The sequence below is a fragment of the Pyrinomonas sp. genome (genome assembly GCF_040289685.1).
Lineage (GTDB): Bacteria > Acidobacteriota > Blastocatellia > Pyrinomonadales > Pyrinomonadaceae > Pyrinomonas.
Genome location: NZ_PSLQ01000052.1, coordinates 1 through 26709, shown reverse-complemented (window position 1 = coordinate 26709; position 26709 = coordinate 1). Strand labels below are relative to the sequence as shown.

General features: G+C 60.4%; 26 protein-coding genes. 15 read left to right on the top strand and 11 right to left on the bottom strand.

Annotated features, from left to right (window positions below; genetic code table 11):
* Nucleotides 1-79: 79 nt before the first annotated feature.
* The 3 genes from C4334_RS11165 to C4334_RS11155 all read left to right on the top strand — a co-directional run bounded on the left by C4334_RS11165 (nucleotide 80) and on the right by C4334_RS11155 (nucleotide 3295).
* The gene (locus C4334_RS11165) at nucleotides 80-550 is read left to right on the top strand and encodes a hypothetical protein (RefSeq protein ID WP_352432166.1); all 471 of its coding nucleotides are present in this window, start codon (nucleotides 80-82) and stop codon (nucleotides 548-550) included.
* 168 nt (nucleotides 551-718) lie between these two features.
* Entirely contained in the window at nucleotides 719-2344 is a 1626-nt protein-coding gene (locus C4334_RS11160) for a glycosyltransferase (RefSeq protein ID WP_352432165.1), read from the top strand.
* A gap of 72 nt (nucleotides 2345-2416) precedes the next feature.
* Nucleotides 2417-3295, top strand: coding sequence for a DMT family transporter (locus C4334_RS11155; RefSeq protein ID WP_352432164.1), 879 nt, complete (start codon nucleotides 2417-2419; stop codon nucleotides 3293-3295).
* A gap of 211 nt (nucleotides 3296-3506) precedes the next feature.
* On the opposite strand, the gene dnaJ is transcribed toward C4334_RS11155, so the two are convergent.
* From dnaJ to hrcA, 4 genes are all read right to left on the bottom strand, one after another.
* Nucleotides 3507-4622, bottom strand: coding sequence for a molecular chaperone DnaJ (gene dnaJ, locus C4334_RS11150; RefSeq protein ID WP_352432163.1), 1116 nt, complete (start codon nucleotides 4620-4622; stop codon nucleotides 3507-3509).
* Between the two features lie 320 nt (nucleotides 4623-4942).
* Nucleotides 4943-6784, bottom strand: a complete 1842-nt coding sequence (gene dnaK, locus C4334_RS11145) for a molecular chaperone DnaK (protein WP_352432162.1) — start codon at nucleotides 6782-6784, stop codon at nucleotides 4943-4945.
* A gap of 88 nt (nucleotides 6785-6872) precedes the next feature.
* Nucleotides 6873-7730, bottom strand: coding sequence for a nucleotide exchange factor GrpE (gene grpE / locus C4334_RS11140; protein WP_352432161.1), 858 nt, complete (start codon nucleotides 7728-7730; stop codon nucleotides 6873-6875).
* Complete coding sequence (gene hrcA, locus C4334_RS11135; RefSeq protein ID WP_352432160.1) at nucleotides 7727-8812, bottom strand: heat-inducible transcriptional repressor HrcA; 1086 nt, start codon at nucleotides 8810-8812, stop codon at nucleotides 7727-7729. Before hrcA ends, grpE begins: the two co-directional genes overlap by 4 nt.
* 615 nt (nucleotides 8813-9427) lie before the next feature.
* On the opposite strand from hrcA, the gene C4334_RS11130 reads away from it, so the two are divergent.
* The 12 genes from C4334_RS11130 (at nucleotide 9428) to C4334_RS11075 (ending at nucleotide 19060) form a co-directional block, all read left to right on the top strand.
* A complete protein-coding gene (locus C4334_RS11130; RefSeq protein ID WP_352432159.1) occupies nucleotides 9428-10159 on the top strand; it encodes a SprT-like domain-containing protein in 732 nt (243 codons plus the stop codon).
* A 983-nt stretch (nucleotides 10160-11142) separates the two neighbouring features.
* Nucleotides 11143-11355, top strand: a complete 213-nt coding sequence (locus C4334_RS11125; protein ID WP_352432158.1) for a dodecin — start codon at nucleotides 11143-11145, stop codon at nucleotides 11353-11355.
* Between the two features lie 41 nt (nucleotides 11356-11396).
* A complete protein-coding gene (locus C4334_RS11120; protein ID WP_352432157.1) occupies nucleotides 11397-11879 on the top strand; it encodes a GNAT family N-acetyltransferase in 483 nt (160 codons plus the stop codon).
* A gap of 105 nt (nucleotides 11880-11984) precedes the next feature.
* Nucleotides 11985-13475, top strand: a complete 1491-nt coding sequence (gene ffh / locus C4334_RS11115; protein ID WP_352432156.1) for a signal recognition particle protein — start codon at nucleotides 11985-11987, stop codon at nucleotides 13473-13475.
* A gap of 129 nt (nucleotides 13476-13604) precedes the next feature.
* Nucleotides 13605-13865: a 30S ribosomal protein S16 gene (rpsP, locus tag C4334_RS11110; protein WP_352432167.1), complete on the top strand. Its 261-nt coding sequence runs from the start codon at nucleotides 13605-13607 to the stop codon at nucleotides 13863-13865.
* A gap of 13 nt (nucleotides 13866-13878) precedes the next feature.
* Nucleotides 13879-14109: a KH domain-containing protein gene (locus C4334_RS11105; RefSeq protein ID WP_352432155.1), complete on the top strand. Its 231-nt coding sequence runs from the start codon at nucleotides 13879-13881 to the stop codon at nucleotides 14107-14109.
* A gap of 93 nt (nucleotides 14110-14202) precedes the next feature.
* The gene (gene rimM, locus C4334_RS11100) at nucleotides 14203-14745 is read left to right on the top strand and encodes a ribosome maturation factor RimM (RefSeq protein ID WP_352432154.1); all 543 of its coding nucleotides are present in this window, start codon (nucleotides 14203-14205) and stop codon (nucleotides 14743-14745) included.
* Nucleotides 14746-14853: 108 nt separating this feature from the next.
* Nucleotides 14854-15615 carry a tRNA (guanosine(37)-N1)-methyltransferase TrmD gene (gene trmD / locus C4334_RS11095; RefSeq protein ID WP_352432153.1) on the top strand — a complete coding sequence of 254 codons (762 nt, stop codon included), beginning with the start codon at nucleotides 14854-14856 and terminating at the stop codon, nucleotides 15613-15615.
* 44 nt (nucleotides 15616-15659) lie between these two features.
* Complete coding sequence (gene rplS, locus C4334_RS11090; RefSeq protein ID WP_502943439.1) at nucleotides 15660-16052, top strand: 50S ribosomal protein L19; 393 nt, start codon at nucleotides 15660-15662, stop codon at nucleotides 16050-16052.
* 21 nt (nucleotides 16053-16073) lie between these two features.
* Nucleotides 16074-16718, top strand: coding sequence for a ribonuclease HII (gene rnhB / locus C4334_RS11085; protein ID WP_352432151.1), 645 nt, complete (start codon nucleotides 16074-16076; stop codon nucleotides 16716-16718).
* Nucleotides 16667-17857, top strand: coding sequence for a glycosyltransferase family 4 protein (locus tag C4334_RS11080; RefSeq protein WP_352432150.1), 1191 nt, complete (start codon nucleotides 16667-16669; stop codon nucleotides 17855-17857). Before rnhB ends, C4334_RS11080 begins: the two co-directional genes overlap by 52 nt.
* A gap of 27 nt (nucleotides 17858-17884) precedes the next feature.
* Complete coding sequence (locus C4334_RS11075) at nucleotides 17885-19060, top strand: glycosyltransferase (protein ID WP_352432149.1); 1176 nt, start codon at nucleotides 17885-17887, stop codon at nucleotides 19058-19060.
* A gap of 40 nt (nucleotides 19061-19100) precedes the next feature.
* Here C4334_RS11075 and C4334_RS11070 read toward each other — a convergent pair whose 3' ends face one another.
* From C4334_RS11070 to C4334_RS11040, 7 genes are all read right to left on the bottom strand, one after another.
* Entirely contained in the window at nucleotides 19101-19934 is an 834-nt protein-coding gene (locus C4334_RS11070) for a hypothetical protein (protein WP_352432148.1), read from the bottom strand.
* A gap of 95 nt (nucleotides 19935-20029) precedes the next feature.
* Nucleotides 20030-22288 (bottom strand): AAA family ATPase, encoded by a 2259-nt coding sequence (locus tag C4334_RS11065; RefSeq protein WP_352432147.1) that lies wholly within the window; start codon nucleotides 22286-22288, stop codon nucleotides 20030-20032.
* A 273-nt stretch (nucleotides 22289-22561) separates the two neighbouring features.
* Complete coding sequence (locus tag C4334_RS11060; protein WP_352432146.1) at nucleotides 22562-23215, bottom strand: nucleotide exchange factor GrpE; 654 nt, start codon at nucleotides 23213-23215, stop codon at nucleotides 22562-22564.
* Nucleotides 23216-23252: 37 nt separating this feature from the next.
* Nucleotides 23253-23687 carry an Hsp20/alpha crystallin family protein gene (locus tag C4334_RS11055; protein WP_352432145.1) on the bottom strand — a complete coding sequence of 145 codons (435 nt, stop codon included), beginning with the start codon at nucleotides 23685-23687 and terminating at the stop codon, nucleotides 23253-23255.
* 85 nt (nucleotides 23688-23772) lie between these two features.
* Complete coding sequence (locus C4334_RS11050; protein WP_352432144.1) at nucleotides 23773-24276, bottom strand: Hsp20/alpha crystallin family protein; 504 nt, start codon at nucleotides 24274-24276, stop codon at nucleotides 23773-23775.
* A 248-nt stretch (nucleotides 24277-24524) separates the two neighbouring features.
* On the bottom strand, nucleotides 24525-25829 hold the full coding sequence (locus C4334_RS11045; RefSeq protein ID WP_352432143.1) for an Nramp family divalent metal transporter: 1305 nt from the start codon (nucleotides 25827-25829) through the stop codon (nucleotides 24525-24527).
* A 32-nt stretch (nucleotides 25830-25861) separates the two neighbouring features.
* Nucleotides 25862-26608 carry a magnesium transporter gene (locus C4334_RS11040; protein ID WP_352432142.1) on the bottom strand — a complete coding sequence of 249 codons (747 nt, stop codon included), beginning with the start codon at nucleotides 26606-26608 and terminating at the stop codon, nucleotides 25862-25864.
* Nucleotides 26609-26709: the final 101 nt, after the last annotated feature.

The window sequence follows — 26709 nt, the reverse complement described above, 5'->3', positions numbered from 1 at the left end:
TGCCCCTCAATTTATTGAGGGGAGGACGTCACCTGAAAGCGCCACGCTGATCAGCCTTCGTGTTGTGGAGGAGAGAAGGATGAAGGAGAAACTGCAACCGGCTTTGTTCGGTGGTTTGCTGACGGGATTGTTGTCAGCGATTCCGATAGTGAGCGCGGCCAACATATGTTGCTGTTTGTGGGGAGTTGTCGGTGGGTTACTGGCGGGATATCTCTACATCAAGAAATCTCCGTTGCCGGTCAAAACAGGGGAGAGCGCACAAGTCGGATTGTTTGCTGGCGTGATCGGCGGACTCATCTACATCTTGATCGGCCTTCCGCTGAGCCTGATTTTCAGGCAAAGCGTGAATGAAATGATGATCAGCTTCGCTTCGCGACTCGATCCGTTGCAGGCCGCAGCGATAAGGCAACAAGTGGAGAGCCAGTCCTTTGGGGAAGCTTTGGTTTTGACTACGTTGATCATGCTCCTTGGCGCAATACTTCTCGCCGCTTTCTGCACGGTCGGCAGTCTGATCGCCGTCCCGCTCTTCGAAAAACACCGCCCTGACTAGCTGTCCCGTCGGTGCCGCTGCCTGCTGCCCCGCCGTGTGAGAAGATGCGCGCGCGAATCCACGCCAACGGCGTCGCCTCGAACGAATTGATCGAGGCGGCGCTGTGGGCTAAACTTATCAGTTTTTGAACTTCCGCTCGTCGAAGCGGCTTAAGGATGGCGCGGTCGGATGTTTGCTTTTGAGTTCAACACGCCGGATGAGCTTTTGCAGCGGCTTTTCGAGAACATCGCGGTAAAAACGGCGGAGAACATCAGTCCGCTCTACCGTCTCGATCTTTTCGACTGGACCGTGCTGGCGCTCTACTTCGGGTTGCTCGGCTTTCTCTCCATCTATGGAGTGTACCGTATCAAACAGGTCGTGGATTTCTGGCGCTACCGGCACTCCGCGCCCGTGCCCAAAAGGACGTTGAGCGAGGCGGAGCTTCCGCGCGTCACCGTGCAGCTTCCGCTCTTCAACGAGCTTTACGTCGTCGAGCGTCTCTTGCAGGCGGTCACCGCGCTCGATTATCCGCGCCACCTATTGCAGATTCAGGTGCTCGACGATTCGACGGACGAAACGCAAGGGGTCGCGCGCTCGCTGGTCCAACACTACGCGCAGCAAGGATTCGAGATCGAATACATCCACCGCGCTGACCGGACCGGTTTCAAAGCGGGGGCTTTGGCCAACGGGATGCGGACCGCAACGGGCGAGTTGATCGCCATCTTCGACGCCGATTTCGTTCCCCGCCCGGATTGCCTGCGCAAAATGGTCCACTATTTTGCCGACCCGCTCGTCGCGTGCGTGCAGATGCGCTGGTCGCACATCAACGGGGCGTACAACCTGCTGACGCGCTTGCAGACGATCATGCTCGATGGCCATTTCGTCATCGAGCAGACGGTGCGCAATCGCACCGGGGGGTTCTTCAATTTCAACGGGACGGCTGGGATTTGGCGCCGATGCGCCATCGAGATGAGTGGCGGTTGGCAGCACGACACGCTCACGGAAGATACAGACCTTTCGTTTCGCGTGCAGTTGATGGGTTGGCGGTTCGTCTATTTGCTCGATGAAGACACGCCGTCCGAAGTGCCTGTTGAGATCAACGCTTTTAAAGCGCAGCAAAGGCGCTGGGCCAAGGGCGTGACGGAAGTGGCGCTCAAGCTCTATCCGCGCATCTGGCGGGCACATTTGCCTTTGCGCGTCAAGCTGGAGATGTTCTTTCGCCTGACGGGCAACCTCAGCTACCCGCTGATGATCATCGCCAGTCTGTTGCAGTTTCCGCTGCTCCTCGTCCGCTACAACCAGGGCTTTTACCAACTGATGCTCTTCGATCTTCCGTTGCTCTTCTTTTCGACGATCTCGGTGGCGCTCTTTTACGGCTCGGCCATCTGGTATCTGGACGGCGGGCGTTCGCGGCGGCTGCTTCATCTGCCGTTGGTCATGGCGTTGGGCATCGGCCTCGCCTTCTCGAATGCGCGCGCTGTGCTCGAAGCCCTATTCGGCGTGCGCACGGAATTCATCCGCACGCCCAAATACCGCGTCGAGCACGCCGATGATGCGACGTGGAAGAGGAAGAAATACCGCCGTCGGCATGGCCTCTTGCCGTTGCTCGAGATAAGCTTCGCCATCTATTTCCTACTGGCGTTCATCTACGCGGTTCACATGGAGCTTTGGGGCACGCTGCCTTTTCTCGCGCTCTTCTTCTTCGGTTACGCTTACATGGGCGCGATGAGTTTGCTGCAAACGGTGAACGAGAGATTCTGGCAACCGCTTCGCCGTTTGCTCCCATCGTCGCGCCGCTTTGCCGGACCGACGTGAAGTCGAACGTTTGATGATCGAGATCGCTGCTCGGTTGAGGGGACCTCGAACGGGCTTCCCGTCGCGCTCGCCATGAGAGATGGTTGGTTGCGTTCGCCGCTGGCGATGATCGTGCTCGCCGCCGTGCTCTTCAGCACGGGCGGTTTATTCATCAAGCTGAGCGCGCTCTCAGCCTTCGAGCTCTCGTGCGGGCGTTCGCTGTTTGCCGCGGCGACGGTGGCCCTCTTGACGCGCCGCCAAGGTTTCAAGACGAACAGCATCACGCTCCTTTCGGCGGCGCTCTACGCCGTTCTCTTGCTCCTTTTCGTCGTGGCGACGAAGCTGACGACGGCGGCCAACGCGATCTTCCTTCAATACACGGCGCCGGTTTACGTGCTCGTGCTCGAACCGCTGTTGTACGACGAGCGTTTCCGTTTCACGGATCTGTTGGTCGTCGTCTGTTGCCTTTTCGGGATGGCGCTCTTCTTCGTCGGAAAACTCAGTCCGGCGGACATCGGCGGCAATATCGCGGCGTTGATTTCGGGCCTCTGCTTCGCGCTCTTCATGCTGCTACTGCGACACCCGCGCGCACGCGCGGTCAATAGTGCCGCTCCGGTCATCTATGGCAACCTCTTGCTCGCTGCGCTGACCGCCCCGGCTTTCATCGCGGGCATTGAAAAACTTTCGTTGCGCGAGCTTGCGATCGTCGGTTATTTAGGCACGGTGCAGATCGGCCTCGCCTACGTCTTCTTTACGCGCGGCATTGCGCGCGGAGCGCGTTCGCTCGATGCCGGCATCATCGGCTACATCGAACCGGTGCTCAATCCCTTGTGGGTCTTCCTCACACTCGGCGAGCGACCGTCGTCTTGGGCGCTTCTTGGCGGCGCGATCATCATCACAGCCGTCATCGGGCATACCATTCAACGCGCGCGCACAGCGCCTTGCGAAACCCCTACCGACGCGCGCATTTGAAGCGGCGAGGAAGCGTCTGAGCTTCCGACGGTGATGCGATCAAGGCGGGCGCTGCGCTGAAAACGAAAGAGCGAAGCACTTAGTCGAAGATGGACTTATCGGCTGAAAACGAAAGGGCGAAGCATCTTCGATCGGATGCTTCGCCGCGCGGGATCTTCTCTTTCGTCTCGCTCCGCCGATGGTGTTCGGCGGATGTTGGACTGAAGATGCTTCAACTGAAGATGCTCCGCACTTTGTCCATGAGGCTTTCGTTTTCGAAATCGCGATCTTCGATCTCGGCCAGTTGCTCCAACAATCGACGCTGCTCGCGCGTCAACGAAGTCGGCGTCACCACGGTGACCGAAACGAACAGATCGCCGCGTCCGCGTCCGCCCAAGACGGGCATCCCGTGCCCCTTGAGACGAAAAACCGTGCCCGTTTGCGTCCCCGGCGGAATGCGCAGCGTCTCTTGCGCGCCGTCGAGCGTTGGGACGTTGATCTGCGCGCCGAGCGCCGCTTGTGCAAACGAGATCGGGACGTTGATGTAGAGGTTGCTCCCTTGACGTTCGAACCGTTCGTGCTCGCGGACGTTGATGACGATGTACAAATCACCCGGTGGACCGCCGCGTTCGCCCGCTTCGCCCTCGCCAGCGATGCGTATACGCGAACCGGTTTCAACGCCTGCCGGTATCTTGACTTCGAGGGTCTTTTCGCGTTCAAGCCGTCCCGCACCGCGACATTCACGGCACGGCGTGCGCACGACGCGCCCCGCGCCGCGACACGTCGCACAGGTGCGCGCCACCGAAAAGAAGCCTTGCTGGTAGCGGACTTGGCCGATGCCGCCGCAGGTCGGACAAGCTTCGGGTTGCGTGCCTGGCATGGCCCCCGTCCCGCGGCAGACGTGACAGGTCTCCAGACGTGGTATGCGAATGGTCCGCGTGGCGCCTTGCGCCGCCTCTTCCAGCGAGATCTCCACGTCGAAGCGCAGATCGGCTCCGCGTTGCGGCGCTTGCCGCCGCGCGCTCCGCCCGCCGAAGACTTCGCCGAAGCCGAAGAAATCGTTCAGGATGTCTTCAATACCGCCGAAGCCAGTGGTGGACCAGCCGCCGGTGGTTCCAGCGCCGGACACGCCCGCGTGCCCGTAGCGATCGTAGAGCGCACGCCTTTCCGGGTCGGAGAGCACCGAATAAGCTTCGGCTGCCTCTTTGAACTTCTCTTCGGCTTCCGGATCGCCCGGATTCTTGTCCGGATGATAACGCACGGCAAGACGCCGGTAAGCGCTTTTGATCTCTTGCTCGGTCGCGTTGCGACTGACACCTAGAACTTCGTAATAATCCCTTTTGGTCATGGGTCACCGAATCTTCTTCGGAAAACTTTTCGCGTGAGAACGGATTTTTGAACAAGCTGCGAAAGGGCACGCTTCCTTTCGCGTCAAACCGTAAATATACAACGGGAGCGGGTCAAGACCGAAGCCGTCCCGAAACGGTTCAGAGGCTGGACCGATGAGGGATTGGAGGGCGCAAAGACTTGCCATCCGATGTGAATTGATAGGCAGCTTGTGGGGCAAGATGCGCACGTTGGAGGGTAAACCCACGCCATCCAGTCCTCTCTTCATCCGCCCTGCAAAGGGGGCCGCCTCATCCGGTCGAACAAACCGTAGTCTTCGGGTCAATTCGTTTCCGCGCGATCTTGTTCGGACAATGCGTTGGTCGAATTGAGCATCGCGGCTGTCAGTTGCGCCGCGAGCTTTTCGATCTCTTCGAGCGCGCGGCGGATCTCTTCGGGATCCTCCGATTGAGTTGCGGCGTGCGCGTCATTGATCGCTCGATGCGCTTTGCGTCGTGCGTCAGGCGACAGGGCGGCGCCGAATTCGTGAAAGGTGCGTTCCGTATTACGCACCAAGCCGTCCAGCCGATTGCGCATGGCGATGATCTCTTTAAGCCGACGATCAAGCTCGGCGGCGGTGTGCGCCTCGGCGATCAACCGTTCGATCTCTTCAGCGGACAGTCCCGAAGTTGGCGTAACGCGCATCTGTTGTTGTTTGCCGGTGGCCTTGTCGAGCGCTGAAACGGAGAGCATGCCGTTGGCATCCACTTCAAACGTCACTTCGATCTGCGGCACGCCGCGCGGCGCGGGCGGAAGCCCGACGAGTTCGAATTTGCCGAGCGAGCGGTTGCCGCTGGCGATCTCGCGCTCGCCCTGCAAGACGTGGATTTCGACCGACGTCTGATTATCGACGACCGTAGTGAAAACGAGGCTCTTGCGCAACGGCACGGTCGAATTGCGTTCGATGATCTTGGTGAAGAGCCCGCCGCGCGTCTCCACGCCGAGACTGAGCGGCAGCACGTCGAGCAGGACGATATCTTTCACGTCGCCCGTCATCACGCCCGCTTGAATGGCCGCGCCCATCGCGACCACTTCATCAGGGTTGATCTCCGCCGACGGTTCGCGCCCGAAGATCTCGCGAACCGTGCGCATGACGATGGGCGAGCGCGTTTGCCCGCCGACGAGCAGCACCTTGTCGATGTCCGTCGGTTGAAGTTTGGCATCCCATAGCGCCTTTTGACACGGCTCGATCGTCTGTTCGACGAGATCGGCCACTAACTCCTCGAACTTCTCGCGCGTCAGCGTCTTGTTGAAATGTTTCGGCCCGGTCGCGTCCGCCGCGATGAAAGGCAGGTTGATGGTCGTCTCAGTGAGCGAAGAAAGCTCGCACTTGGCCCGTTCGGCGACCTCTTTCAGCCGCTGCAGCGCAAGCCGGTCCTGTCGCAGATCGATGCCGGTTTCGTCGAGAAACTCTTTGACCATCCAATCGACGATCCGCTCATCGAAGTCCTCGCCGCCGAGAAAAGTGTTTCCCGCTGTGGAGAGGACCTCGAAAACGCCATCGTTGATCTCAAGGATGGAGATGTCGAACGTCCCGCCGCCCAAGTCGTAAACGGCGACTCGCTCCGACTCGGCACGCCCGAGGCCATAGGCGAGCGCCGCCGCGGTCGGCTCGTTGATGATCCGTTCGACCTTGAGACCCGCGATGCGACCGGCGTCTTTGGTCGCTTGGCGTTGCGCATCGTCGAAGTAGGCCGGAACAGTGATGATGGCTTCAGTGACCGGTTCGCCGAGGAAATCTTCGGCAGCCGCCTTGAGCCGTTGGAGAACGATGCTGGAGATCTCTTGTGGGCTGTAGACGCGCCCGCCAACACGCACGCGCGCATCGCCGTTTTCCGCTTCAACGATCTCGTAAGGACACGTCTGGCGCGCCTGTTGCACTTCGGGTGCATCGAAGCGTCTGCCGATCAATCGCTTGACCGCATAGACGGTGTTCGTCGGGTTGGTTACGGCTTGGCGTTTGGCGATCTGCCCGACGAGTCGTTCGCCTTTTTCGGTGAAACCGATGACCGAAGGAGTGGTTCTGCCGCCCTCTTTGTTGGGGATGATCTGCACGGTGCCGCCTTCGAGCACCGCGACGCAACAGTTGGTCGTTCCTAGATCTATGCCGATGATCTTTCCCATAGCAGTTCCAAGGATCGTAGAGGGTAGAGGTGAGACGAAGAGTTCAAAAACGACGGTGGCACAGAAGATTGGGCCACCGCCGTGCGACTCATTCTCTTGTTGCGACCTTGACCATCGCCGGACGCAGCAGTTTGTCGCCGAGGAGGTAACCGCGCACAAGCTCTTCGACGACGGTGTTTGGTTCCACTTCGTCGGTCGGTTCGGTCGCGACCGCTTCATGAAAGTGTGGGTCGAACGGTTGTCCGACGGCGGCCACCGGTTTGATCCCGAAGTTTTCGAGGATTCCGTCCAGTTGCTTGCTGATCAATTCCACGCCCGCAAGAAAATGGCGGAACTCTTCGGATTCCTGCGCTGCCGCCGACCGTTTAGCTTCCAAAGCGCGGCGCAGGTTGTCGATCACGGGAAGCAGTTGGTTGACGATCTCGCCGAGCACGCGCTGATAAGTTTCAGCCCGCTCGCGTTCCATGCGCTTGCGGAAGTTTTCGAATTCCGCCTGCCGCCGAAGCAGCAGATCGCGCAGGCTTTGATGTTCGATCTTCGCCTTGGCGAGTTCCTCTTCGAGGCGCCGGAGTTCGGCCCGCGTAGCGATCAGTTCGGCCATTACCGGACCGGCCGCCTCTTCGGCAGGATGCGCCTCGCGCGTTTGTTCGGGCACGACTTCCGGTGTTTTCTGTCGTTCTCGTTCTTCGGGCAGGTCTTGCGTCGAGGGGGCACCTGCGGTGTCCGTCGCTGGAGCTTGTTCGTCGCTCGGTCCGCGACGAACGCGTTGCCCGACTTCTGTCTCTCCCTCGTATGAGGATTGGCGCCCGATCTCTTCTGCTGTTACCGAAGAATTGCCGATTTCCGCCGCCGGATTCTCTTCGGCTTGTTCGTCGCGCGGCGTTGCCTGGTCGGCGAAATTGACCGGGATGCGCTTTGATTTTCGTTGCTCTTTGTTTCTGATCATGATGACATGTTGGAATTGAGTTTGCGCTCCACAACGCGCGCGATGTGTCCCACAAGCCCGATGACGCGTTCGTATTCGAGGCGCATCGGACCCATGATGCCCAGCGCGCCGAAAGAAGAGTCGGCCAAACGATACGGGGCTGCAACGAGCGAGCACGCGCGCATGATCGGCGCACGATGTTCGCGTCCGATGATGACTTGTACCGACGACCGCTCGCGCGCAAGACATTCGTTCAAGATCTTGATCAAACGCCGCTTCTCTTCCAGCGTGCGGACCAGCGCGCGGAGCGTTTCGAGGTCGGCGAAGTCCGGTTTGGTCAAGATGTTCGATGTCCCATCGACATAGATTTCGCCCGACCGGTCGTCGGCGTCAGCTAGACTGCGCTCGCATAGCAGCGCCGCGCGGCGTTGCAATTCATCATAGAACGCCCTCTTTTCGCGAATGATGCGCGTTAGTTCCGCGCGAATCGCCTGAAGGCTCTGATGACGAAATTCTTCGTTGAGGTAACGCGCCGCGCGATCCAGTTCCTCTTGTTCCAATTGTTCATCAAGGCGCACGAGCCGATGCTGGACGATGTTCGGGGCAAGGACCAACACGACGAGAATGTGCCCATCCATGAGCCGCACGAATTCGACGTGTTGAAGCTTTTGATCGGTCACAGGCGGCGCGAAGACGATGCCGACGTTGTCAGTTAATTCCGATAGAAGGTGCGAAGCGCGCCCCATCAATCGCGCGGGATCAGGTTCGATTTCGCCGAGCGCGCGTTCGATTGCGAGCAGATCGCTCTTTGGCAGGCGCGCGTGCCCCAGCATGTGATCCACATAAAAGCGGTAACCTTTGTCCGTCGGCACGCGCCCCGCCGACGTGTGCGGCTGCTCGACCAATCCCGCTTCTTCAAGCTCTGCCATGACGTTGCGAATGGTCGCCGGACTCCACCGCGCCGCATGCGCGCATCGTTCCGCAACCGTGCGCGAGCCAACCGGCTCGCCCGTCACCAAGTGCTCGCGGATAATGGTCGCCAGCACTAATTGGGCACGCGCATCCGGTGTCCAAGCGTTTGAACGTGTGTTTCGCGTGACCATCGGAAACCGCAAATGCGGGCAGGATCGAAAAGGTCTTAACGCGGCAAAAGCCCGCTTGATCACAGTCTAACGGGCGGCACGGCGCACTGCCCTCGGCAAGTATAGCGAAACGATCGTGCCCGTGCAAACAGCTTTTTTGGCGCGCCGTTTGCGCCAAACTGGCGTCGGAGGCGCGTGCCCGAGGCAAGAGCGATCGCCGGTCGTTGGCGCACCAGTTCGGAGGTTTCGAAACCGCCCTTGCGTTTGTGTAAGTTATTGATCCTCGGTCGTTTGCGTTTCGCAAAGGGCGTTCGCCGCCCCGGCCTTCAGGTTAAATCCCTGTTCCATTTGAGTTTAAACGCTGTACATGGTGACCAGCGTCCCGACGTCGAAAATCCTCCCTGCCCGCATGTCGAAGAGTCTTCAAGGGTTAGCTCGTGGCATGAGGGACGGCATTTGACGCCTTTCGCCGCTTCTCCGTAAGATGGGCAAGCATTCTTGCCTTGTCAGCAACACGGCCGACTTTGGTCCGAACATCTTTCAGGATCGCTCAGGCACGCAAAGGCTGCGTTAGGCCACCCAACGGCTCGGAGCTGATAACCGAAAATCTCGCGGACAAGGGGATGAAAAAGGCTTATGGTGGATTCTGCATCGCACTTGAGTTACCTCTACACTGAGGCTTTTCGTCAAATCGAACCGCGCCGGACGCCGCCCGAAGTGGAGGTCCGTTTCTACCCGTATGCCGGTCTTCATCATACCATCAGGCTTCGTTCGGGGCGCGTTTACGTGCGCATTTCAGATATTTTCCGCAACGCGCCGCTCAAGGTTCACCGCGCGTTGGCGTTCATCTTGGTCGCCAAGTTGCTCCGACGACGCACGCCCGAGGTGCACGACCGCGTCTACCGCGATTACGCTTGTACGCCCGAAGTGATGCGCGCAGCGGACCTTGCGCGTCAAAAGCGCGGGCGCAAGATCGTCTCCTCGGCGCGCGGACAGGTCTATGATCTAGACCGCATGTTCGATCGGTTGAACCGACGCTACTTCGATGGAAAACTGCCCAAACCGACGCTGACTTGGTCGCAACGGCGGACGCGCCGTATCTTGGGACACCACGATGGCGTCCACGATACCATTGTCATCAGCAAGACGCTCGATTCGCGCGATGTGCCCGAATGGTTCGTCGAGTACATTCTCTACCACGAAATGTTGCACATCAAACATCCAGCGCGCATCATCAACGGTCGGCGCTACTACCACACCAAAGCGTTTCGCACCGAAGAGGAGCGATTCCCATACTACGAACAGGCGCAGGAATGGCTTGACCGCATCGCGCGTCGGTACCGCGCGCCACGCGCGCGCGCAGCATAATAAAAAGAGGGGCTTCGTCGTGGCGGCTAGGCAGCCTAACACGACCATCGGCACACTTGCGCGACGCGGAGAAAAATTTCTTCGTCCACGACGTGCGTTGCGGCGTCCAACCTCAACGGAGCATCGCCTCATCATAAAGGCGATGAAGCGCTGCGAAGTTTTTTGAAACCAAAACGAGACTGGCAGCGTTTAATGGAACAGGAAGGTGGGCTCCTCCGAATGAGACGGGCCAGCGCCTTGAGACGGAACGCTTCTCCCTCCGGCGTCTCCGAATGGGGTGCTGGCCCGTTCTCTTTGTGCCCGATTAGCAGGTAGGACCAAGCAATAATAGCGCCGATTCTTTGTTCAAACAAGTATCTCTCGCGCCGAGGGGGCCGTTTGGGGCGCGCGGTCTTTTTGAAGCGGACGTGCGCGTCGTCGCGGATCCACTCAGCGACGGTCTATTCCTCGCTTTTGCGCGTCGGGCGGAGGCTCGCCGAGGTTGCGGACTCAGCCCTAGCGCTTGGCGTGGTTATTAGCGTGACTTTGAGCGAGTTTTTGCTTGGGCAGTGGGCTCAAGTCCTCAGGTCAAAGATTGGGCCATCGCTTTTGATCGCTGCGCTCTTTCGGCGAACTCGACGGGACGGACTTGAGAACGTTCGCACGCTTCGGGCGCAAACGCGTTTTCGGGTCCTCGTATCGAACGGCTGTAAAGAGACGAAGGGTCGGTTTCCCTTTGTCTGCCTGCCCATTTTCATCGAACGAATCGCGCGTTCTTACGCGAGCTTTGGTTGAGAGCCGATTGCGTGCGGCTTGACGTCTTTGTTCTGTCTGTGGCAACACGGACAGTTACAAGTTGAGAGCCATCTGCGTGCAGCTTGACGCTCAAAGAAGCAGCGTGTTAGCGTGCCGCTGGAAAAAACTTTGGCGGCGAATCGCGAAGCGGCGAGGTCGTTCCGAGTCTGGGCACACGCGAGCGCTGCTCTTAATTTGGAGGCGTAAAGGTGAGCGAACATGTCTTCAAAGGCATAGACATCGTCGGCACTTCCGACCAGAGTTTCACTCATGCTGTGGAAGTGGCTATCGAAAGGGCGCGTCAGACGTTGCGCCATCTTTCGTGGTTCGTCGTCACGGAACAACGCGGCGGCTTGCGCGAAGGGCGGATCGAATATCAAGTCACCCTGCGCGTCTTCTTCCGCATCGAAGACGAAGAGTGAAAGGTCAACTCACGCCGACGGGATAGCAGGATAAGTGCCGAATGAAGGCGAGGGTCGGTGCGGTCAAGATCAGGCGAGCGCGCCACAAAGAAGCCGAACTGCTCAGCGAGTTGGCTTTTCGTTCCAAAGCCGTGTGGGGCTACGATGAGGCTTTCATGCGCGCGTGTCGCGATGATCTGAGGCTTTCGCCCGCTGATCTCGTTCGCGATCACGTCTTCGTTATCGGGGCTGACGGGTCGATCGTTGGATTCTACCGGCTGCGCGATGCGGGCTGGGTCGCGCTGTTGGCCGATCTGTTCGTCGCGCCTGAGATGATCGGTCGAGGCTACGGCAAACGGTTGTGGCAACATGCTGTACGCACCGCTCGGCGCTTCGGCTATCATCGAATAGAGGTCCACAGCGACCCGCACGCAGAAGGTTTCTATCTCGCAATGGGGGCGGAGCGCGAAGGCGAGGTCGTTTCCACCGTCTTCGCTGACCGTCGGTTGCCGCGATTGACCTGCCATTTGACCTCGTCAACCTGAGTAACTGAAAGCGCGGGTTTTACGCCCTTTCTTGACACCCATGTGGGTGCCCCTCTATCATTTTCGTTTTCGGCTCCGGTCGCTTGCCCTGTTCTTGGTGAAGCCATGTTCGAGTCCTTATCCGACAAGCTCAAGCGGACGTTGAAGAACCTGCGCGGCGAAGGCGTATTGCGCCCGGAGCACGTCGATGCGGCGCTGCGCGATATCCGTCTTGCGTTGCTCGAAGCCGATGTCAATTACAAGGTAGCCAAAGACTTCATCGCGCGCGTGCGCGAAAAGGCGCTTGGGCAAGAGGTTTGGCAAGAACTCAAACCGGCCGAGCAGGTTGTCAAGATCGTCTATGATGAATTGGTGGAGCTGCTGGGCGGAACTTCGTCGCGTCTGGTCTTCACGAAGCAATCGCCCAACGTCGTCATGATCGTTGGGTTACAGGGTTCGGGCAAGACGACCTCGACGGGCAAGATCGCGCTCTGGCTAGCGAAGAACGAGCAACGCAAGCCGTTGCTCGTCTCAACGGACGTTTATCGCCCGGCGGCTCGCGAGCAGTTGAAAGTGATCGCTAAGGCGACGGGGCAGGCGATCTTCGATCTGCCGGAGTCGAACGATCCCGTGCTGCTTGCGCGCGAAGCGGTACGCCACGCGCGCGACTACGGCTACGACACGTTGCTGATCGACACGGCGGGACGACTTCACATCGACGACCAGTTGATGGAGGAGCTGGTCCGAATCAAGAGCGAGACGCGCCCGATCGAAATCCTCTTCGTGGCCGATGCGATGACCGGCCAAGACGCCGTCCGTTCGGCTGAGGAGTTTCATCGCCGCGTTGGGATAACGGGCGTCGTCCTGACCAAGATGGATGGCGATGCGCGCGGCGGCGCGGCGCTTTCGATCAAACAGGTGACGGGGCAGCCCGTCAAATTCGTCGGCGTCGGCGAAAAGTACGATGCACTCGAACCCTTCTACCCGGATCGCATCGCGCAACGCATCCTCGGCATGGGCGACGTGCTTTCGCTCATCGAGGAGGTGCAGGCCAAGGTCGATCGCGCCGAAGCCGAAGAGCAACTGAAGAAGATTCAGAAGAATGAGTTCACGCTCGACGATTTTCGTCAACAGTTGCGACAGGTCAAGAGGCTCGGTTCGCTCTCGAAGATCATGAAGCTGCTGCCCGACCAGCTTCTCGGCAGCATCGGCCTCCCCGATTTGACCGAGGAGCAATCGGCTGCCATCGAACGCGAGTTGAAACGCACCGAGGCGATCATCGATTCGATGACGCCGGAAGAGCGAGCCGATCACCGCATCTTGAACGCGAGTCGGCGGCGCAGAATCGCGCGAGGGTCTGGCACCACCGTCGCCGAGGTCAATCAGCTCATCAAGCAGTATGTCGAAATGCGCCAGATGATGCGCGAGCTGTCGCGCGCCGGAATCTTCGGCGGCGGTGGGTTGCGCGGACGCATGATGCGCCGCATGATGGGCATGAAGGGATTGCCGAGCGGGGCACCGGACGAGAACGATCCGATGGAACATGACGCGGGCAATGCCTTACCTGCTCCGGGCCTCCCGCGTCGCAAAAAGAAACGGAGAAAGAAGCGGCGTTAGAGAGGAGCGGTTTCGTGCGGGACGACGCGCGCCCTGAGAGCGCTTCGGCGCGCGTCGAGCGTGATCGAGCGAGGAGCTACGACAACACCAGTTGCTTTAGGAGGTAGAGCATTGTTAGCCATTAGACTCATGCGCATGGGGTCGAAGAAGAAGCCTTCGTACCGCATCGTCGTCAAAGAGAAGCTTTCCAAGCGCGATGGCGCCTATTTGGAGAACGTCGGCTTCTATAATCCGACGCCAAATCCAGCCGAAGTGCGTTTGCGCATGGATCGGATCCAATACTGGATGGAAAAGGGCGCGCAGCCGACCGACATCGTGCGACGACTCATCAATCGTTATGGGAAGCAGGCGCAAGGAGAAGAGGCCGCTTCGGGCAGCAGCCAATCATGACTTGGAGCCGCGTATGAAAGACGCCGTGGAGATGATCGTCAAGGCCTTGGCGAGCGATCCCGAGGCGGTGAAAGTCCACGCGGTTGAACGCGATCGCGCGGTGACCATCGAAGTGCACGTCGCGCCACAAGATATAGGGCGCATCATCGGGCGACAGGGGCGAACGGCGCAAGCGCTGCGCACGGTATTGCAGGCGGCGGGCGAAAAGCAGAAACGGCGCTACAACCTGCAGATCGCTGAGTAAGCTCGTGCAGGGGCGCTTGACGAGCCAGCGAGATCGGCCGCAAGAGCGATTTGCGGATCGCCGAGCGGACCCCTTGCGACCCACGAACTGCAAATGGGTGGGCGAGAGCCTTTACGGGATGATCTGGTCGCAGTCGCGCGCGTTGCGCGAACACGTGGCACGCGTGGAGAGGTAGTCGCTGACTTGCTGACCGATTTCCCTGAGCGTTTCGACGGTCTTGAACGTTTGATCGCCATTGCGCCCAATGGCGATCTGCATGCGCTCATCGTGGCGGACCACTGGTTTCACCAGGGGAGGCTGGTGTTGAAATTCGTCGGCTACGAGCGGATCGAAGCCGCGCAATCGCTCGTCGGATGCACGCTCGCCGTGCCCGAAGCCGAGTGCGTGCCGCTTGGCGAAGGAGAGTTCTATGAGTGGCAGCTTCAAGGGTGCCGCGTCGAGACGGTGGCGGGCGAGGAGTTGGGGCGCGTGCGCGCCGTTTGGCACACGGGCGGCACGCCGAACTTGATCGTCGATAGCACGCGCGAACATGGGCGCGACTACTTGATCCCATTGGCCGAAGAGATATGCATCGAAATAGATGTGGGGCGCAAGCTGATCCGCATCGATGCGCCGGAAGGCTTGCTCGAACTGTAGCATCGCCCTCTTCTGGCCATCGGCGAGCGCCGTGCTTGGACGCGAGAAGCGTTCGATTACTTTGAGCGCGTCGTCTCCGACAGCGAAACGGCGCGCGCACAGCGACGAATGAGGTTCGACATCATCACGATCTTCCCAGGTTTCTTCGCTTCGGTCTTTGACTACGGGATCGTGAAACGCGCGCGGGCCGCGGGTCTAGTGGAGATCGAAGTGCACGATCTACGTCGCTGGACCAGCGACCGTCATCGCACGGTGGATGATCGTCCGTTCGGCGGCGGCGACGGGATGGTGTTCAAGCCGGAGCCGATCTTTGCTGCCGTCGAGGAGTTGACCGGCGCGGGAGGGCGCGCTGAACTTCCGACGGGAACGCGCGTCATCTTGCTTTCGCCGCAAGGGAAGCCGTTGACGCAAGCGCTGGCGGCAGAACTGGCGACGAGCGCAAAGCGCATCGTCGTCATCTGCGGGCGGTACGAGGGCGTGGACGAACGCGTGGCGCAGGCTTTGGCAACCGATGAGGTCTCCATCGGAGACTACGTGCTGTCGGGAGGAGAGCCAGCGGCGGTGGTGTTGATCGATGCGGTGGTGCGGCTGCTGCCCGGCGCGTTGGGAAGCGAAACGTCGGCCGCGCACGAATCTTTCACCGCGGGCACGCTCGACTGCCCGCACTACACGCGCCCGGCGGAATTCCGCGGCATGCGCGTGCCGGAAGTGCTCGTAAGCGGCCACCACGCGCGCGTCGCCGAGTGGCGACGCAAGGAGGCGCTGCGCAAGACGTGGCGCAACCGACCGGACTTGCTGGAGCGAGCCGCACTGAGCGACGAGGATCGGCGCCTTCTCGAGGAGATTCAGCGCGAGGAGCGGAACGCTTGACGAGGCCATTCGTCGAGGGATTTAAGTTTGAAAGGAGAGTCGTCATCATGCATCCGATGGATGAGATCGATAAAGAGCAGCTACGCACGAACCTGCCCGACTTCGGGCCGGGCGACACGGTGCGCGTCCACGTGCGCATCAAGGAGTCGGAGAACAAAGAACGTTTGCAGGCCTTCGAAGGCGTTGTGATCGCCCGTCGAGGGCGTGGTGCGAGCGAGACCATCACCGTGCGCAAGACCAGCTTCGGCGTCGGCGTCGAGCGTATCTTCCCGCTGCATGGAACGATCATCGATCACATCGATGTCATCAAACGCGGTCGCGTGCGACGCGCCAAGCTCTACTACTTGCGTAAGCTGCGCGGCAAAGCGTCGCGCGTTCGCGAGCGCGACACGCGAGGCGCGCAGAACAACAACGAGCAGAAGAAGGCCGCGAGCTAACTCGCCGAGGAGAACGAGCCGGTGGGACGCTCATCGCCAAAGGCTCGCCCTTCGCTCATCTGCACGGCGTTGGAAGAAGAAGCGCGTTCAGGCGGCTTTCACCTCGTTGCGGGTGTTGACGAGGTCGGCCGCGGCGCTTTGGCCGGTCCCGTTGTCGCCGCCGCCGTGATCCTCGATCCGCGCGCGCCGCTTCCGCATAAGCTGAACGATTCCAAGCTGCTCGCGGCCGCTGAACGCGAGCGTATCGCCGCTGAACTTGCGCGCACCTCGATCGCCATTGGCCTCGGCGCCGTCGAGGCGGACGAGATCGACCGACTCGACATCTTGCGCGCGACGCAAAGGGCGATGTCAATGGCGATCGAGCGGCTTGATCCGAAGCCCGATTTTCTGCTCATCGATGGGCACCTTGGCCTTCGCGATGTCCCCCTTCCGCAACGCGCGATCGTGCGAGGAGACGCTTTTTCGGCGTCGATCGCCGCCGCTTCGGTGATCGCCAAGACGTGGCGCGACCGGTTGATGCGCGATTACGATGCGCTCTACCCGCAGTATGGCTTCGCACAGCACGTTGGCTACGGAACGCGCGCGCATTTGGCGGCCCTGCGAGCTTACGGCCCGTGCCCATTGCACCGACGGAGCTTCCGTGGTGTCTGCGCAAAGAGCGCGTGACGCCGGAGACGAAAAGTCGCGCTATGCACGTCGCCATCGACGCCCACGCGGTTGGGACGAAGCTTGCCGGCAACGAGACATACATCACCGGACTGATCGAAGCGCTGGCCGCCATCGATTGCGAGAATCGCTACACGCTCTACGTCACTAAACCGCAAGCCGTTCGAAAGTTCGCCCGCCGCTGGCCCAACGTTGAGCTACGCCGCACGCTTCCACATACGCCTTTCATCCGCATTCCGCTGAGCTTGGTCGCCGAGCTGTGTCTGCGTCCGGTCGATCTGTTGCACGTGCAGTTCACGGCTCCGCCCGTTACGCCTTGCCCGGTGGTAGTGACCGTGCACGATCTCGCGTTCGAGCATCTGCCAGAGACCTTCCGGCGGCGAAGTTGGATGCAGTTGCGTCTAACGGTTCGGTGGACGACCAAACGCGCGGCGCAGATCATCGTCCCATCGGAATACACGCGGCGCGATCTGATCGCAACCTACGGCATCGCTCCGGATCGGATCACGGTGACACCGCTGGCTGCAGCGTCGCGCTTCGCTCCGGTCGAGGCGGCAAGAGTGCGCCGCGTGTGCGCTCGGTACGGGATCCAAGGCGCATATATCTTGGCCGTCGGTTCGATTCAACCGCGTAAGAACCTCGGTCGGTTGTTTGCCGCTTATGAGCGCTTGCAACGAAAAAGCGCGCAAGGTAATCTCCCTCGTCTGGTCGTTGTCGGCAAACGCGCGTGGCTCTTTGAAACGACGCTGCGCGCGGCTGAACGATTAGGCGATCGCGTTCTTTTCACCGGCTATGTGCCGGAAGAGGATCTGCCGCCGCTTTACGCCGGCGCTTTGTGTTTCGTCTACCCTTCGTTTTTCGAAGGTTTCGGTTTGCCCCCGCTCGAAGCGATGCAGTGCGGCACGCCCGTCCTTGTCGGCAACCGCACTAGCTTGCCGGAGGTCGTCGGCGAGGCCGGTTTGATGGTGAACCCGTTCGACGAAGCGGAGTTGGCCGAGGCGCTCGAACGTTTGATCGAAGACGCCTCGCTCCGGGCCGAACTCAGTCGTCGCGGGCTTGAACGCGCGCGCCAGTTCAACTGGCATCACACAGCGCGCTTGACTTTGGAAGCTTACAAAAAAGCGGCGGGAGCAGCCTAACGCGCTCGCCGTCGGACGGACCAATCGATGCGTATTGCCATTCTCGGGACGCGAGGAGTGCCCGCCAGCTACGGCGGATTCGAGACTTTCGCCGAGCAGCTTTCAACCAGACTCGTCGCGCGCGGTCACGACGTGACCGTCTACTGCCGGTCGCACTACGTTAGCCCGCGGCAGATCGAATACCGTGGCGTGCGGCTGAAGGTGCTGCCGACCATTCGTCACAAATATCTCGACACCATTGTGCACGCCTTTCTTTCGACGCTCCACGCGATGAGAGAACGGTACGACGTCGCGCTCTATTGCAACGCGGCCAACGTCATCTTCGTCCCGTTGCTACGCGCTTGCCGCACGCCGGTCGCCATTAACGTCGATGGGCTGGAACACAAACGCAAAAAGTGGAACCGGTTGGGACGCGCCTATTACCGTTTGGCCGAACGACTGGCCACTTGGTTGCCAAATGAACTCGTCACCGATGCGCGCGTCATTCACGACTACTACTTGGCGCGATACAACTGCCCGTCGGTGATGATCGCCTACGGCGCAGAGATCGAGCGCCGAATAAACGGCGCGTTGGTCCGACGATGGGGCGTCGAGCCGAATCGGTACGTGCTTTACGTTTCGCGCTTGGAGCCGGAGAACAACGCTCATTTAGTCATCGAAGCCTTCAAGCGCGTGCGTACCACGCACCGATTGCTGATTGTCGGCGATGCGCCCTACGCGCATGAGTACATCAAAGATCTGCGTCGAAGAGCGCAGAGCGACCGTCGCATCATCTTCACGGGGTTCGTCTTCGGTGAAGCGTACCGCGCTTTGCAGCAGAACGCTTACTGTTACGTTCACGCGACGGAGGTCGGCGGCACGCACCCGGCGCTGGTGGAAGCGATGGGTTACGGCAATTGCGTGCTGACGCTCGCCACGCCGGAAAACCTCGAAGTCATCGGCGAAGCCGGCATCACTTATTCGGACGAAAAAGACCTGACGGCGAAACTGCAGCGCGTGCTTCGAGATGGTGCGCTGGTTTGCGCTTATCGTCAGCGGGCGCAAGCGCGCGCGCGTGAGCTTTATTCATGGGAGCGCGTCGTCGATCAGTACGAGGAGTTGTTCGCGCGTCTGATCGGCGAGACGAGGGCCGATCGAGCGATGGCGGATGTGACGAGCGACGAGTTGGACTTGGAGAAGGTGCGCGTTCGCGCCGCGGATTGACTGGCGAAAAGGGCGAAAGGGACTACGGCCTAACCAATGGCTATTTGACCGAGCGGGCATCGGCTGGACGCGCGAAAAGCGCGTCCGGGATGGGCCGGTTGAACTCCACCTCGTCGTAGTTTACTCGGCTCGTTTGCACGCCGTCGCGGTAGTGGTCCACCACAAAGGGGAACATCACGCCGTTGACGTCGAGAAAGCGCAGGAAGCGATCCTCTTCAGTCGATTCCTCGCCCTTGTCGTTGCGCCGCTTGTAGATGGCCTTGGCTGGCAGACCTGTCCTGGCATCGAACTCGAACTCGACGCTGAAACCATCCGAATAGTCAAGGCGGACGACCTCGTTGCGGCGCGCAACGCCGGCCTCGCGCCGCCCGACGTAACTGAGGCGCGCTCCTTCGGCGCGCCACCAACCGCGCGTCACGTTGTCGTAGCTGGTGCGCATGGCGCGTTGAAAGTCGGCGATCTGGTCCGGTTTCATGTCGCGCAGCGTGCGGGCCGCTCCGTCGTAAACCCACCCGGTCTTCCCGACATTGGTCTGAATGATGCGTCCCTCGCTTGCGCGAAACTCCGTGCGCTCGCGATCCGGATAAACCAAGTAATCGACGAAGGCGACGGGAACGGTTGGCTTGCCGTCCTGATACTGCGTGTAGCGCCCGCGGCTCGTGATCGAACGGACGTTCAGGAAGTTTTGGCCGCCGAGGGCTTCCACCGCGCGTTTGATGATCTGTTCGGCGCGCGTCGCTTCTTGTGCCTGAGCCTGTGCGCTCAACAGCGCCGCGCCGAACAGGATGGACCCCAAGAGAAGGGTTCTGCACATGGCCCTGTAACCCAAAAAGCGGACGATCAAACTGTGAATTCGACCCGATAGCACGCTCATACGCTCCTCCGCTTCGAAGGAGAAGAAAAGAGGCGAGAGGGCTTCATCCTTCCCATCTCGCCTCGAGATCGTTCTTCTTACCGGCGCGCAACGTCCTAAGCGGTGCGCACGACGACTTCGTTGTTTTCGACATCCACGATGAAGCGGTCGGCCGTCTTCCACAGCGCCGTGATCGGCAGCTTCACCTTCTCGTCGATGTGGCGCTTGAGGAAGCGGGCACCATAGGTCGGGCTGAAGCCGCGTTCGGTCAGCAGGCTGACCGCCGCATCGCTCACTTCGAGCGCCTTGCCTTGCCGCTCCATTTGGGCGCGGAGCTTGCTCAGGTAGAGTTCCGCGATCTGCTTGACCTCATCCATCGTCAGCGGCGAGAAGACGACGATCTCGTCGATTCGGTTGCGGAACTCAGGCGAGAAGCGTTGTTCGGCGGCCTTCAATACCTCGTTCTTGATGGCGCGCATGTCGCCCACGGTCTTGGTGCCGAAGCCCAAGGGCTTTTCGTACTTGCGGAAGTTCTCCGACCCCAAGTTCGATGTCATGATGACGATGGCGTCCGACAAGTAGACCTTCTTGCCACGGCCATCCGTGAGCCAGCCTTCGTCGAAAGCTTGGAGGAAGAGGTTCATCAAGAAGGGCGAAGCCTTCTCGACTTCGTCGAGCAAGAGCACGGTGTATGGGTTCTCGCGCAACTGCTCGGTCAAGATCCCGCCGCGCTCCGACCCGACGATGCCGCGCGGCATGCCGATCAATTTTTCGATGCTAACCGTGCCATCCGCATACTCGCTCATGTCGATGCGAATCATCTTCTCCTCGTCGCCGAACATGAACTCCGCGACCGCTTTTGCCAGCTCGGTCTTGCCGACGCCGGTCGGCCCGAGGAACAGAAGCACGCCGTCGGGCTTGTAATGGTTCTCCTTGAGCGGTCCCTTGTTCAAGCGCAACCGCTGCGCGACGGCGCGAATCGCCTCTTTTTGCCCGATGACGCGCTTGGCTAGTTCAGCTTCCATGTTGGCGAAGCGATCGGTCGTGTCGCGAAAGATCATGTCGCGCGGTATGCGCGACTCCTGCGAGATGACCTCGATGATGTGCTCGGGACGGACGACGAGGCTGTACGGTTCGTTGATCTCCACTTTGACCGCCGCCGTGTCCAACCAACCGATGGCTTTATCGGGCAGATGAAGGTTGCGAATGTATCGTGGCGCCATCTCGAGCGCTGTGTTGATCGCTTCGTCCGTGATGGTCACGGAATAGTTGCGCTCCAGACGCGGACGAAGCCCGTAGAGGATCTCGCGCGTCTCGGCCAAAGATGGCTCTTCGACCTTGACCAAACGGAAGCGACGCGCCAGCGCCTCGTCTTCGGCGATGTACTCTTTGTACTCGGTCAAGGTCGTCGCCCCGATGATGCGCATCTCGCCGCGCGCCAGCGCCGTCTTGAACATGTTCGCGGCGTCGCTCGACGTGCCGAGCGCTGCGCCGGCACCGATAATGGTGTGGGCTTCATCGATGAACAGGATGATGTTCTCGCGCTCCTTGACTTCGTCGATGATGCCCTTGATTCGCTCTTCGAACATGCCGCGCAGCATGGTGCCAGCGACGAGGCCGCCCATCTGTAGCTGGACGATATGCGCATTGCGCAATCGGGCTGGAACCTTATTCGGTTCAAGCTCGATCAGTCGCGCCAACCCTTCGACCACCGCCGTTTTGCCGACCCCAGGCTCGCCCACCAACATGGGCGAATTGGCGCGCTCGCGGTGGCACAAAATCTCGATGATCTGTTGGATCTCGCGTTCGCGGCCAATGGTCGGCGGCAATTTGTCCATGCGCGCCAGCCTGTTCAAGCTGACGCCGAAGTGTTTCAGGTACGGAGGCAGCTCGAATTTGCGTCGTTGCCGCTCCTCTTCCAGCTCGCGTTCGTGCACGTGCGAACGTACGTTTTCCACAAATGCCTCCGGAGTGACGCCGAAGTTCCGCAAAACTTCGACGAACGACCCATCTTCGGCGAGCGCCATGAAAAGGTCGGTCGCCTCAATGGTCTTCCGCCCTTGTGCGCGCGCCCGTTCCATCGCGCGCTTGAACAAATTGATCGTCTCTTGGCTGATGCGCAGCCCTTTGCCGATGTGCTGGAACCGCGCGTTGTCGAGACGCTTTTCGATCTGCACCTTGACGATGCGCGGATCAACCGAAAGGTCGCGCATGGTCGCGTTGAAAAGGTCGGCCTCTTCGGTCGCCAGCGCTTGAATGATATGCTCGACGGCCAGATAGTTCTGTTCCCGCCGCATCGACTCGCGAATCGCGTGCTCGAAGACTCGTTTGCCCGTCTCACCGAAACGATCTTTGTAAGTGCCAACGTCCAACATCTTTTATCTTCGACTATGAATCCTCTGCTCGAAATTTCGCTCGCACCTTTCGCCCGTCTTTAGATGCGCCGGGCGAAGAGGTCCGTTGTGCTGCGTTACCACAGCCATGAGTATGATACCACAACCCGGCGTTGCAAATATCTCACCAATCTTTGCCGATCAAGTTGACTCTTTTTCGCGCGCCATGCCGCCTCTTCGTGAATAAAGAAAGCGCCAAAGCGAACTCGCTTCCGCGCTTCCTCCAAAAGCCCTTCGATCTATCTATACTGCGCGTTACTCGCCAGCCTTTTGCGCGCCAGCACGCGCGCGCCCGACCTTGACGCGCGCCGGACGCAACAACTGATCGCCCATGCGGTAGCCGCGTGTATACTCCGCTAGCACGATGCCGTCCTGTTCCGGTTCGACATCAGCGGCCTCGACGGCTTCGTGCATGTGTGGGTCGAAGCGCTCTCCGACCGACGGAACGGGCTCCACCCCTTCGGCGGCCAAGACGCTTTCGAACCCGGCGATGGTCCCGCGCAACCCGTCGAGCAAGGTCTCGGGCGCGCCTTGTTGCTCGGCCGCCTCCAATGCCCGCCGGAGATTATCGATGACCGGCAGGAGTTTGGCGATGAAAGCGGCCTTTTCGCGCCCAATACGCTCGTCGGCGGCGCGCGTCAACCGTTGGCGCGTCGCGTCCGTTTCACGCCGTAATTCATCACGCAGTTGCTCGAAGCGCGCTTGCACTTCGGTTAATTTCTGTTCCGCCGCGAGCGTGCGTGCCTCGAGTTGCTCGACGTAGGTCGGTTTAGGTGCGGTTTCTGCCGCGGGCTCGGCTGAACTCTCCAAGTTGTCGGGCGAAATGCGACGTTTGTCGGTCACGCGAACCTTCTCCTCGGATTTTTCACCGTTCGAGTCTTTCAACTCTTTGTCCTTCTCGTCACGCATGGCGCACACCTTCCGACGCGAAGATCACTGAAAATCCTCACCGAACTTCGATGCGCACGCGCTGCGCTTCTGGCTGTCGCTGCTTCGGCAAGTGAAGCGTTAGCACGCCGTCACGGTAGTCGGCCGCGATCGCCGTACGGTCCACCGTCGGCGGCAGCGCGAAGCTGCGCACGAAACGCCCGGCGGGCCGCTCCAGACGACGCGCGTTCTTTTGATCGGCAAGGCGCTCGCCGCGCACGGTCAGTCGGCTCTCGTTGAGATCGACCTCGAGCGCTTCGCGGCGCACGCCCGGTAGATCGAGAAGCACCGTGAACTCGTCGTCGTTTTCGTAAACATCGGCGGGCGGCACCCAGTCGCCACGCTCAATTTCGGCTTCCGGACTACGCCCTTGCGCAAAACCCTCGAAAAGACGGTTGACGCGATCCTGCAGCATCATCAGATCGCGCATCGGTTCCCACATCTCTCGCGCCATTTCTCGCTCTCCTTCACGGTTGAAGAAAGTCCCCAGATCAAATGCAAGGCGGCTCGGCGATGGAAACGCCGGGCCGCCGAACAGCTTACGAACGAGCCGCAGCCGCCTTGGCTTCCGCCTCGATGACCTGCGGCTTGGGCGCTTCGCCTTCGCTCAAGATCTCGATGCGACGCGCCTTGACCTCCTCGCGCTTCGGCAAAGCGATGCGGAGCACGCCGTCGCGGTACTCAGCCGTGACGCCCTCGGTCGCCACCGTCTGCGGCAAAGTGAAGGAGCGAGAGAAGATGCCATAAGGCCGCTCAACGCGGTGATAGTTCTCGCTCTTCTTCTCGAAGCGGCGCTCGCCACGCAGCGTGAGGACGTTGTTTTCGAGCGTCAACTCGAAATCCTCGCGCCGCATGCCGGGTAGGTCGGCTTCGATGAAGATGTGATCGTGATCCTCGTAGATGTCGACGTTAGGCGTCCAGGCTCCGCGCTCAATGCCCTCATCGCCAAAGGCGCGAGCGAGGCTCGTGGTGAAGAGCCGGTTGACCTCTTCCTGCAGGTTGCGAAGGTCACGGAAAGGATCGTAGCGCATGACGTTCATCATGTCACTTTCGCCTCCTTTCTGGCGGTGATCGCCTGAGTCAGCTCTTATAATAATCCTTGAGTCTTTTCCTGTCAAGTTGGACGACCAGCGCTCATTCCCCGTTGCCCGACCGCGCTGGATGCAGCCGAGGTCGTGCATCGCTGGGCGTAATTCAATCGTCGTAAGGGGCCTTCTATCGGGCTGTCGTGCGAGCTTATTTGCCGCAGCCGTATGACGCCCGCACAAAGGGCTTTCTCAAGGAGCTTTCCTTAATCCAGCAAGGTGCGGCCGATGAAGATCGCTGACAGTGCCGAGACCCCCATCACCGTTAGCCAGGCGCTTGCATTATAGGCGGGCGTGTTGGCATGCTCCTTCATCAGTTCGCGGTCGCTGGCCAGACGCAAAATGGCGACCAGCAGCACGGGCAGCAGCAGTCCGTTGATGACTTGCGTGACGAGCAAGACGCGGATTAGCGGCAGTCCCGGCAAGATGGCGACCAGCCCGCCGACGGCGACCAGAAAGGTAAAGATGCCGAGGAAGATAGGGGCTTCACGGAAGCTGTGCGAGACGCCTTTCTCGAAACCGAAAGCCTCGCTGATCGAGTAGGCTGTCGCGAGCGGCAGCACGCCAGCGGCGAGCATAGAGGCGCCGAACAGCCCTGTGGCGAAGAGGATTTCGGCGTAGCGTCCGGCGAGCGGAGCGAGCGCGCGCGCCGCATCGGCGGCGGTCTCGACTCTTATGCCGTAGGGGTGGAGCGTTGCGGCGGTGGAGACGATGATGAAGAAAGCCGTGATGATGGCAAAGAGCGTTCCCGTCCAGACGTCGGCGCGCACGTGCGCGCAATCGTCGGCTGTCATGCCCTTTTCGACCACAGACGATTGGACAAAGACTTGCATGTAGGGTGAAATGGTTGTGCCAACGAGCGCGATGATGGTGAAGAGATATTCGCCATCGAAATGCACCGTTGGGCGGACGAGCCCGCGGGCCACCACATGCCAATCGGGGCGGGCCAGAAAGGCTGCGGCGATGTAGCCGAAAAAGACGAGCGACATCAGCAGAAAGACGCGCTCGACGCGCTGGTACGACCCGCGCACGACCAACCACCAGATGCTCAGCGCCGCGACAGGCACTGAAAAGTAACGCGGGATACCGAAAAGTTCCGTCGCCGCGGCGATGCCGACGAACTCCGAAACCGTCACGCCCGTGTTGGCGATAAGCAGCGCGAGCATGACGAGGGCGGTCCAGCGGACGCCGAACTGCTCGCGCACGAGGTCGGCCAACCCTTTGCCCGTGACCGCTCCCATGCGCGCGCACATCTCTTGCACGATGGCGAGGCTGATGGCGACCGGGAAGAGCGTCCATAGGAGTTTGTAGCCATAGCTTGCTCCCGCCGAAGCGTAGGTGGCGATGCCGCCCGCGTCATTGCCCGCATTGGCGGCGACCATGCCGGGGCCGAGGACGGCTAGGAAGGTGAGCACTGGCGAGCGGCGCCCCACGGTGCGGCGCAGGGTACGTCGTGTGCGCCGCAGCCAACGGCGCGTCGCGTTTTCGATCGCTACGCCTTTTTCTGCCACTCTTCTCTCCTTCGTCCGCGTGTCGCCGAAAACTAGCTGAACAGCCGCGGCAGGCGTTGACGCCAGCCTTTGGGGAGGAGTATCTCCATGGCGTCATCCACGGTGACGATGCCGAGGATATCGCCTTCTTCATCGACCACGGGCAGCGCGAGCAGGTTGTACTCGGCGATGCGCTGGGCCACTTCGCGCGCCGGTTCATCGGGTCGTGCCGCTTGGAATTCGCGCCGCATGACCTCTTCGAGCCGCGCGTTGGGATCGGCCAAGATCAAGTTGCGCAGCGTGACGACGCCGACCAGTTTCCACGAGTCTTCGCTTTCGACGACGTAAAGGTAGTAGATCATGTTGGGCGTTTCGGCCATCTCGCGCAGCCGCGCCAACGCTTCGCCCACCGTGAGATCTTTGGGCAGCGCGACGAACTCCGTGGTCATCAGGCCGCCCGCGGTGTCGTCTGCGTAAGGCAGCAGTTCGGCCACGTCCTGTTGCTCTTCGGCCTCCATGCGGTTGAGCAGGTCTTCGGCCTTCTCTTCTGGCAGGTCGCCGAGCACATCAGCGGCTTCGTCGGGCGACATATGTTCAAGGATGTCGGCGGCGCGTTCCTCATCCATTTCGCCGATGATACGGGCTTGTTCTTCGGCGCTCATCTCTTCGAGCGTTTCGGCGGCGGTTTCGTCATCGAGCGATTCGACCACCTCAGCCCCTTGATGGTACGAAAGAGCCTGCGCAAGACGAGCGATCTCCACTGGATGGAGGCGCGCCAATTTATCGCGCGAGGATTTCATACCCCTTTTTGTTGTACCCTTCACCCATGCGCCGCACCTGCATTGTCCCCCACGCCTCCTTGGAGGAGGTCCGCCAACTCCTCCATACGGAGGGAGACCCC

Coding starts and splice junctions, on each gene's coding strand:
- C4334_RS11165 (WP_352432166.1), top strand. CDS start 80: ATGAAGGAGAAACTGCAACCGGCTTTGTTCGGTGGTTTGCTGACGGGA.
- C4334_RS11160 (WP_352432165.1), top strand. CDS start 719: ATGTTTGCTTTTGAGTTCAACACGCCGGATGAGCTTTTGCAGCGGCTT.
- C4334_RS11155 (WP_352432164.1), top strand. CDS start 2,417: ATGAGAGATGGTTGGTTGCGTTCGCCGCTGGCGATGATCGTGCTCGCC.
- dnaJ (WP_352432163.1), bottom strand. CDS start 4,622: ATGACCAAAAGGGATTATTACGAAGTTCTAGGTGTCAGTCGCAACGCG.
- dnaK (WP_352432162.1), bottom strand. CDS start 6,784: ATGGGAAAGATCATCGGCATAGATCTAGGAACGACCAACTGTTGCGTC.
- grpE (WP_352432161.1), bottom strand. CDS start 7,730: ATGATCAGAAACAAAGAGCAACGAAAATCAAAGCGCATCCCGGTCAAT.
- hrcA (WP_352432160.1), bottom strand. CDS start 8,812: ATGGTCACGCGAAACACACGTTCAAACGCTTGGACACCGGATGCGCGT.
- C4334_RS11130 (WP_352432159.1), top strand. CDS start 9,428: ATGGTGGATTCTGCATCGCACTTGAGTTACCTCTACACTGAGGCTTTT.
- C4334_RS11120 (WP_352432157.1), top strand. CDS start 11,397: ATGAAGGCGAGGGTCGGTGCGGTCAAGATCAGGCGAGCGCGCCACAAA.
- ffh (WP_352432156.1), top strand. CDS start 11,985: ATGTTCGAGTCCTTATCCGACAAGCTCAAGCGGACGTTGAAGAACCTG.
- rpsP (WP_352432167.1), top strand. CDS start 13,605: ATGCGCATGGGGTCGAAGAAGAAGCCTTCGTACCGCATCGTCGTCAAA.
- C4334_RS11105 (WP_352432155.1), top strand. CDS start 13,879: ATGAAAGACGCCGTGGAGATGATCGTCAAGGCCTTGGCGAGCGATCCC.
- rimM (WP_352432154.1), top strand. CDS start 14,203: ATGGGTGGGCGAGAGCCTTTACGGGATGATCTGGTCGCAGTCGCGCGC.
- trmD (WP_352432153.1), top strand. CDS start 14,854: ATGAGGTTCGACATCATCACGATCTTCCCAGGTTTCTTCGCTTCGGTC.
- C4334_RS11075 (WP_352432149.1), top strand. CDS start 17,885: ATGCGTATTGCCATTCTCGGGACGCGAGGAGTGCCCGCCAGCTACGGC.
- C4334_RS11070 (WP_352432148.1), bottom strand. CDS start 19,934: ATGAGCGTGCTATCGGGTCGAATTCACAGTTTGATCGTCCGCTTTTTG.
- C4334_RS11065 (WP_352432147.1), bottom strand. CDS start 22,288: ATGTTGGACGTTGGCACTTACAAAGATCGTTTCGGTGAGACGGGCAAA.
- C4334_RS11060 (WP_352432146.1), bottom strand. CDS start 23,215: ATGCGTGACGAGAAGGACAAAGAGTTGAAAGACTCGAACGGTGAAAAA.
- C4334_RS11055 (WP_352432145.1), bottom strand. CDS start 23,687: ATGGCGCGAGAGATGTGGGAACCGATGCGCGATCTGATGATGCTGCAG.
- C4334_RS11050 (WP_352432144.1), bottom strand. CDS start 24,276: ATGATGAACGTCATGCGCTACGATCCTTTCCGTGACCTTCGCAACCTG.
- C4334_RS11040 (WP_352432142.1), bottom strand. CDS start 26,608: ATGAAATCCTCGCGCGATAAATTGGCGCGCCTCCATCCAGTGGAGATC.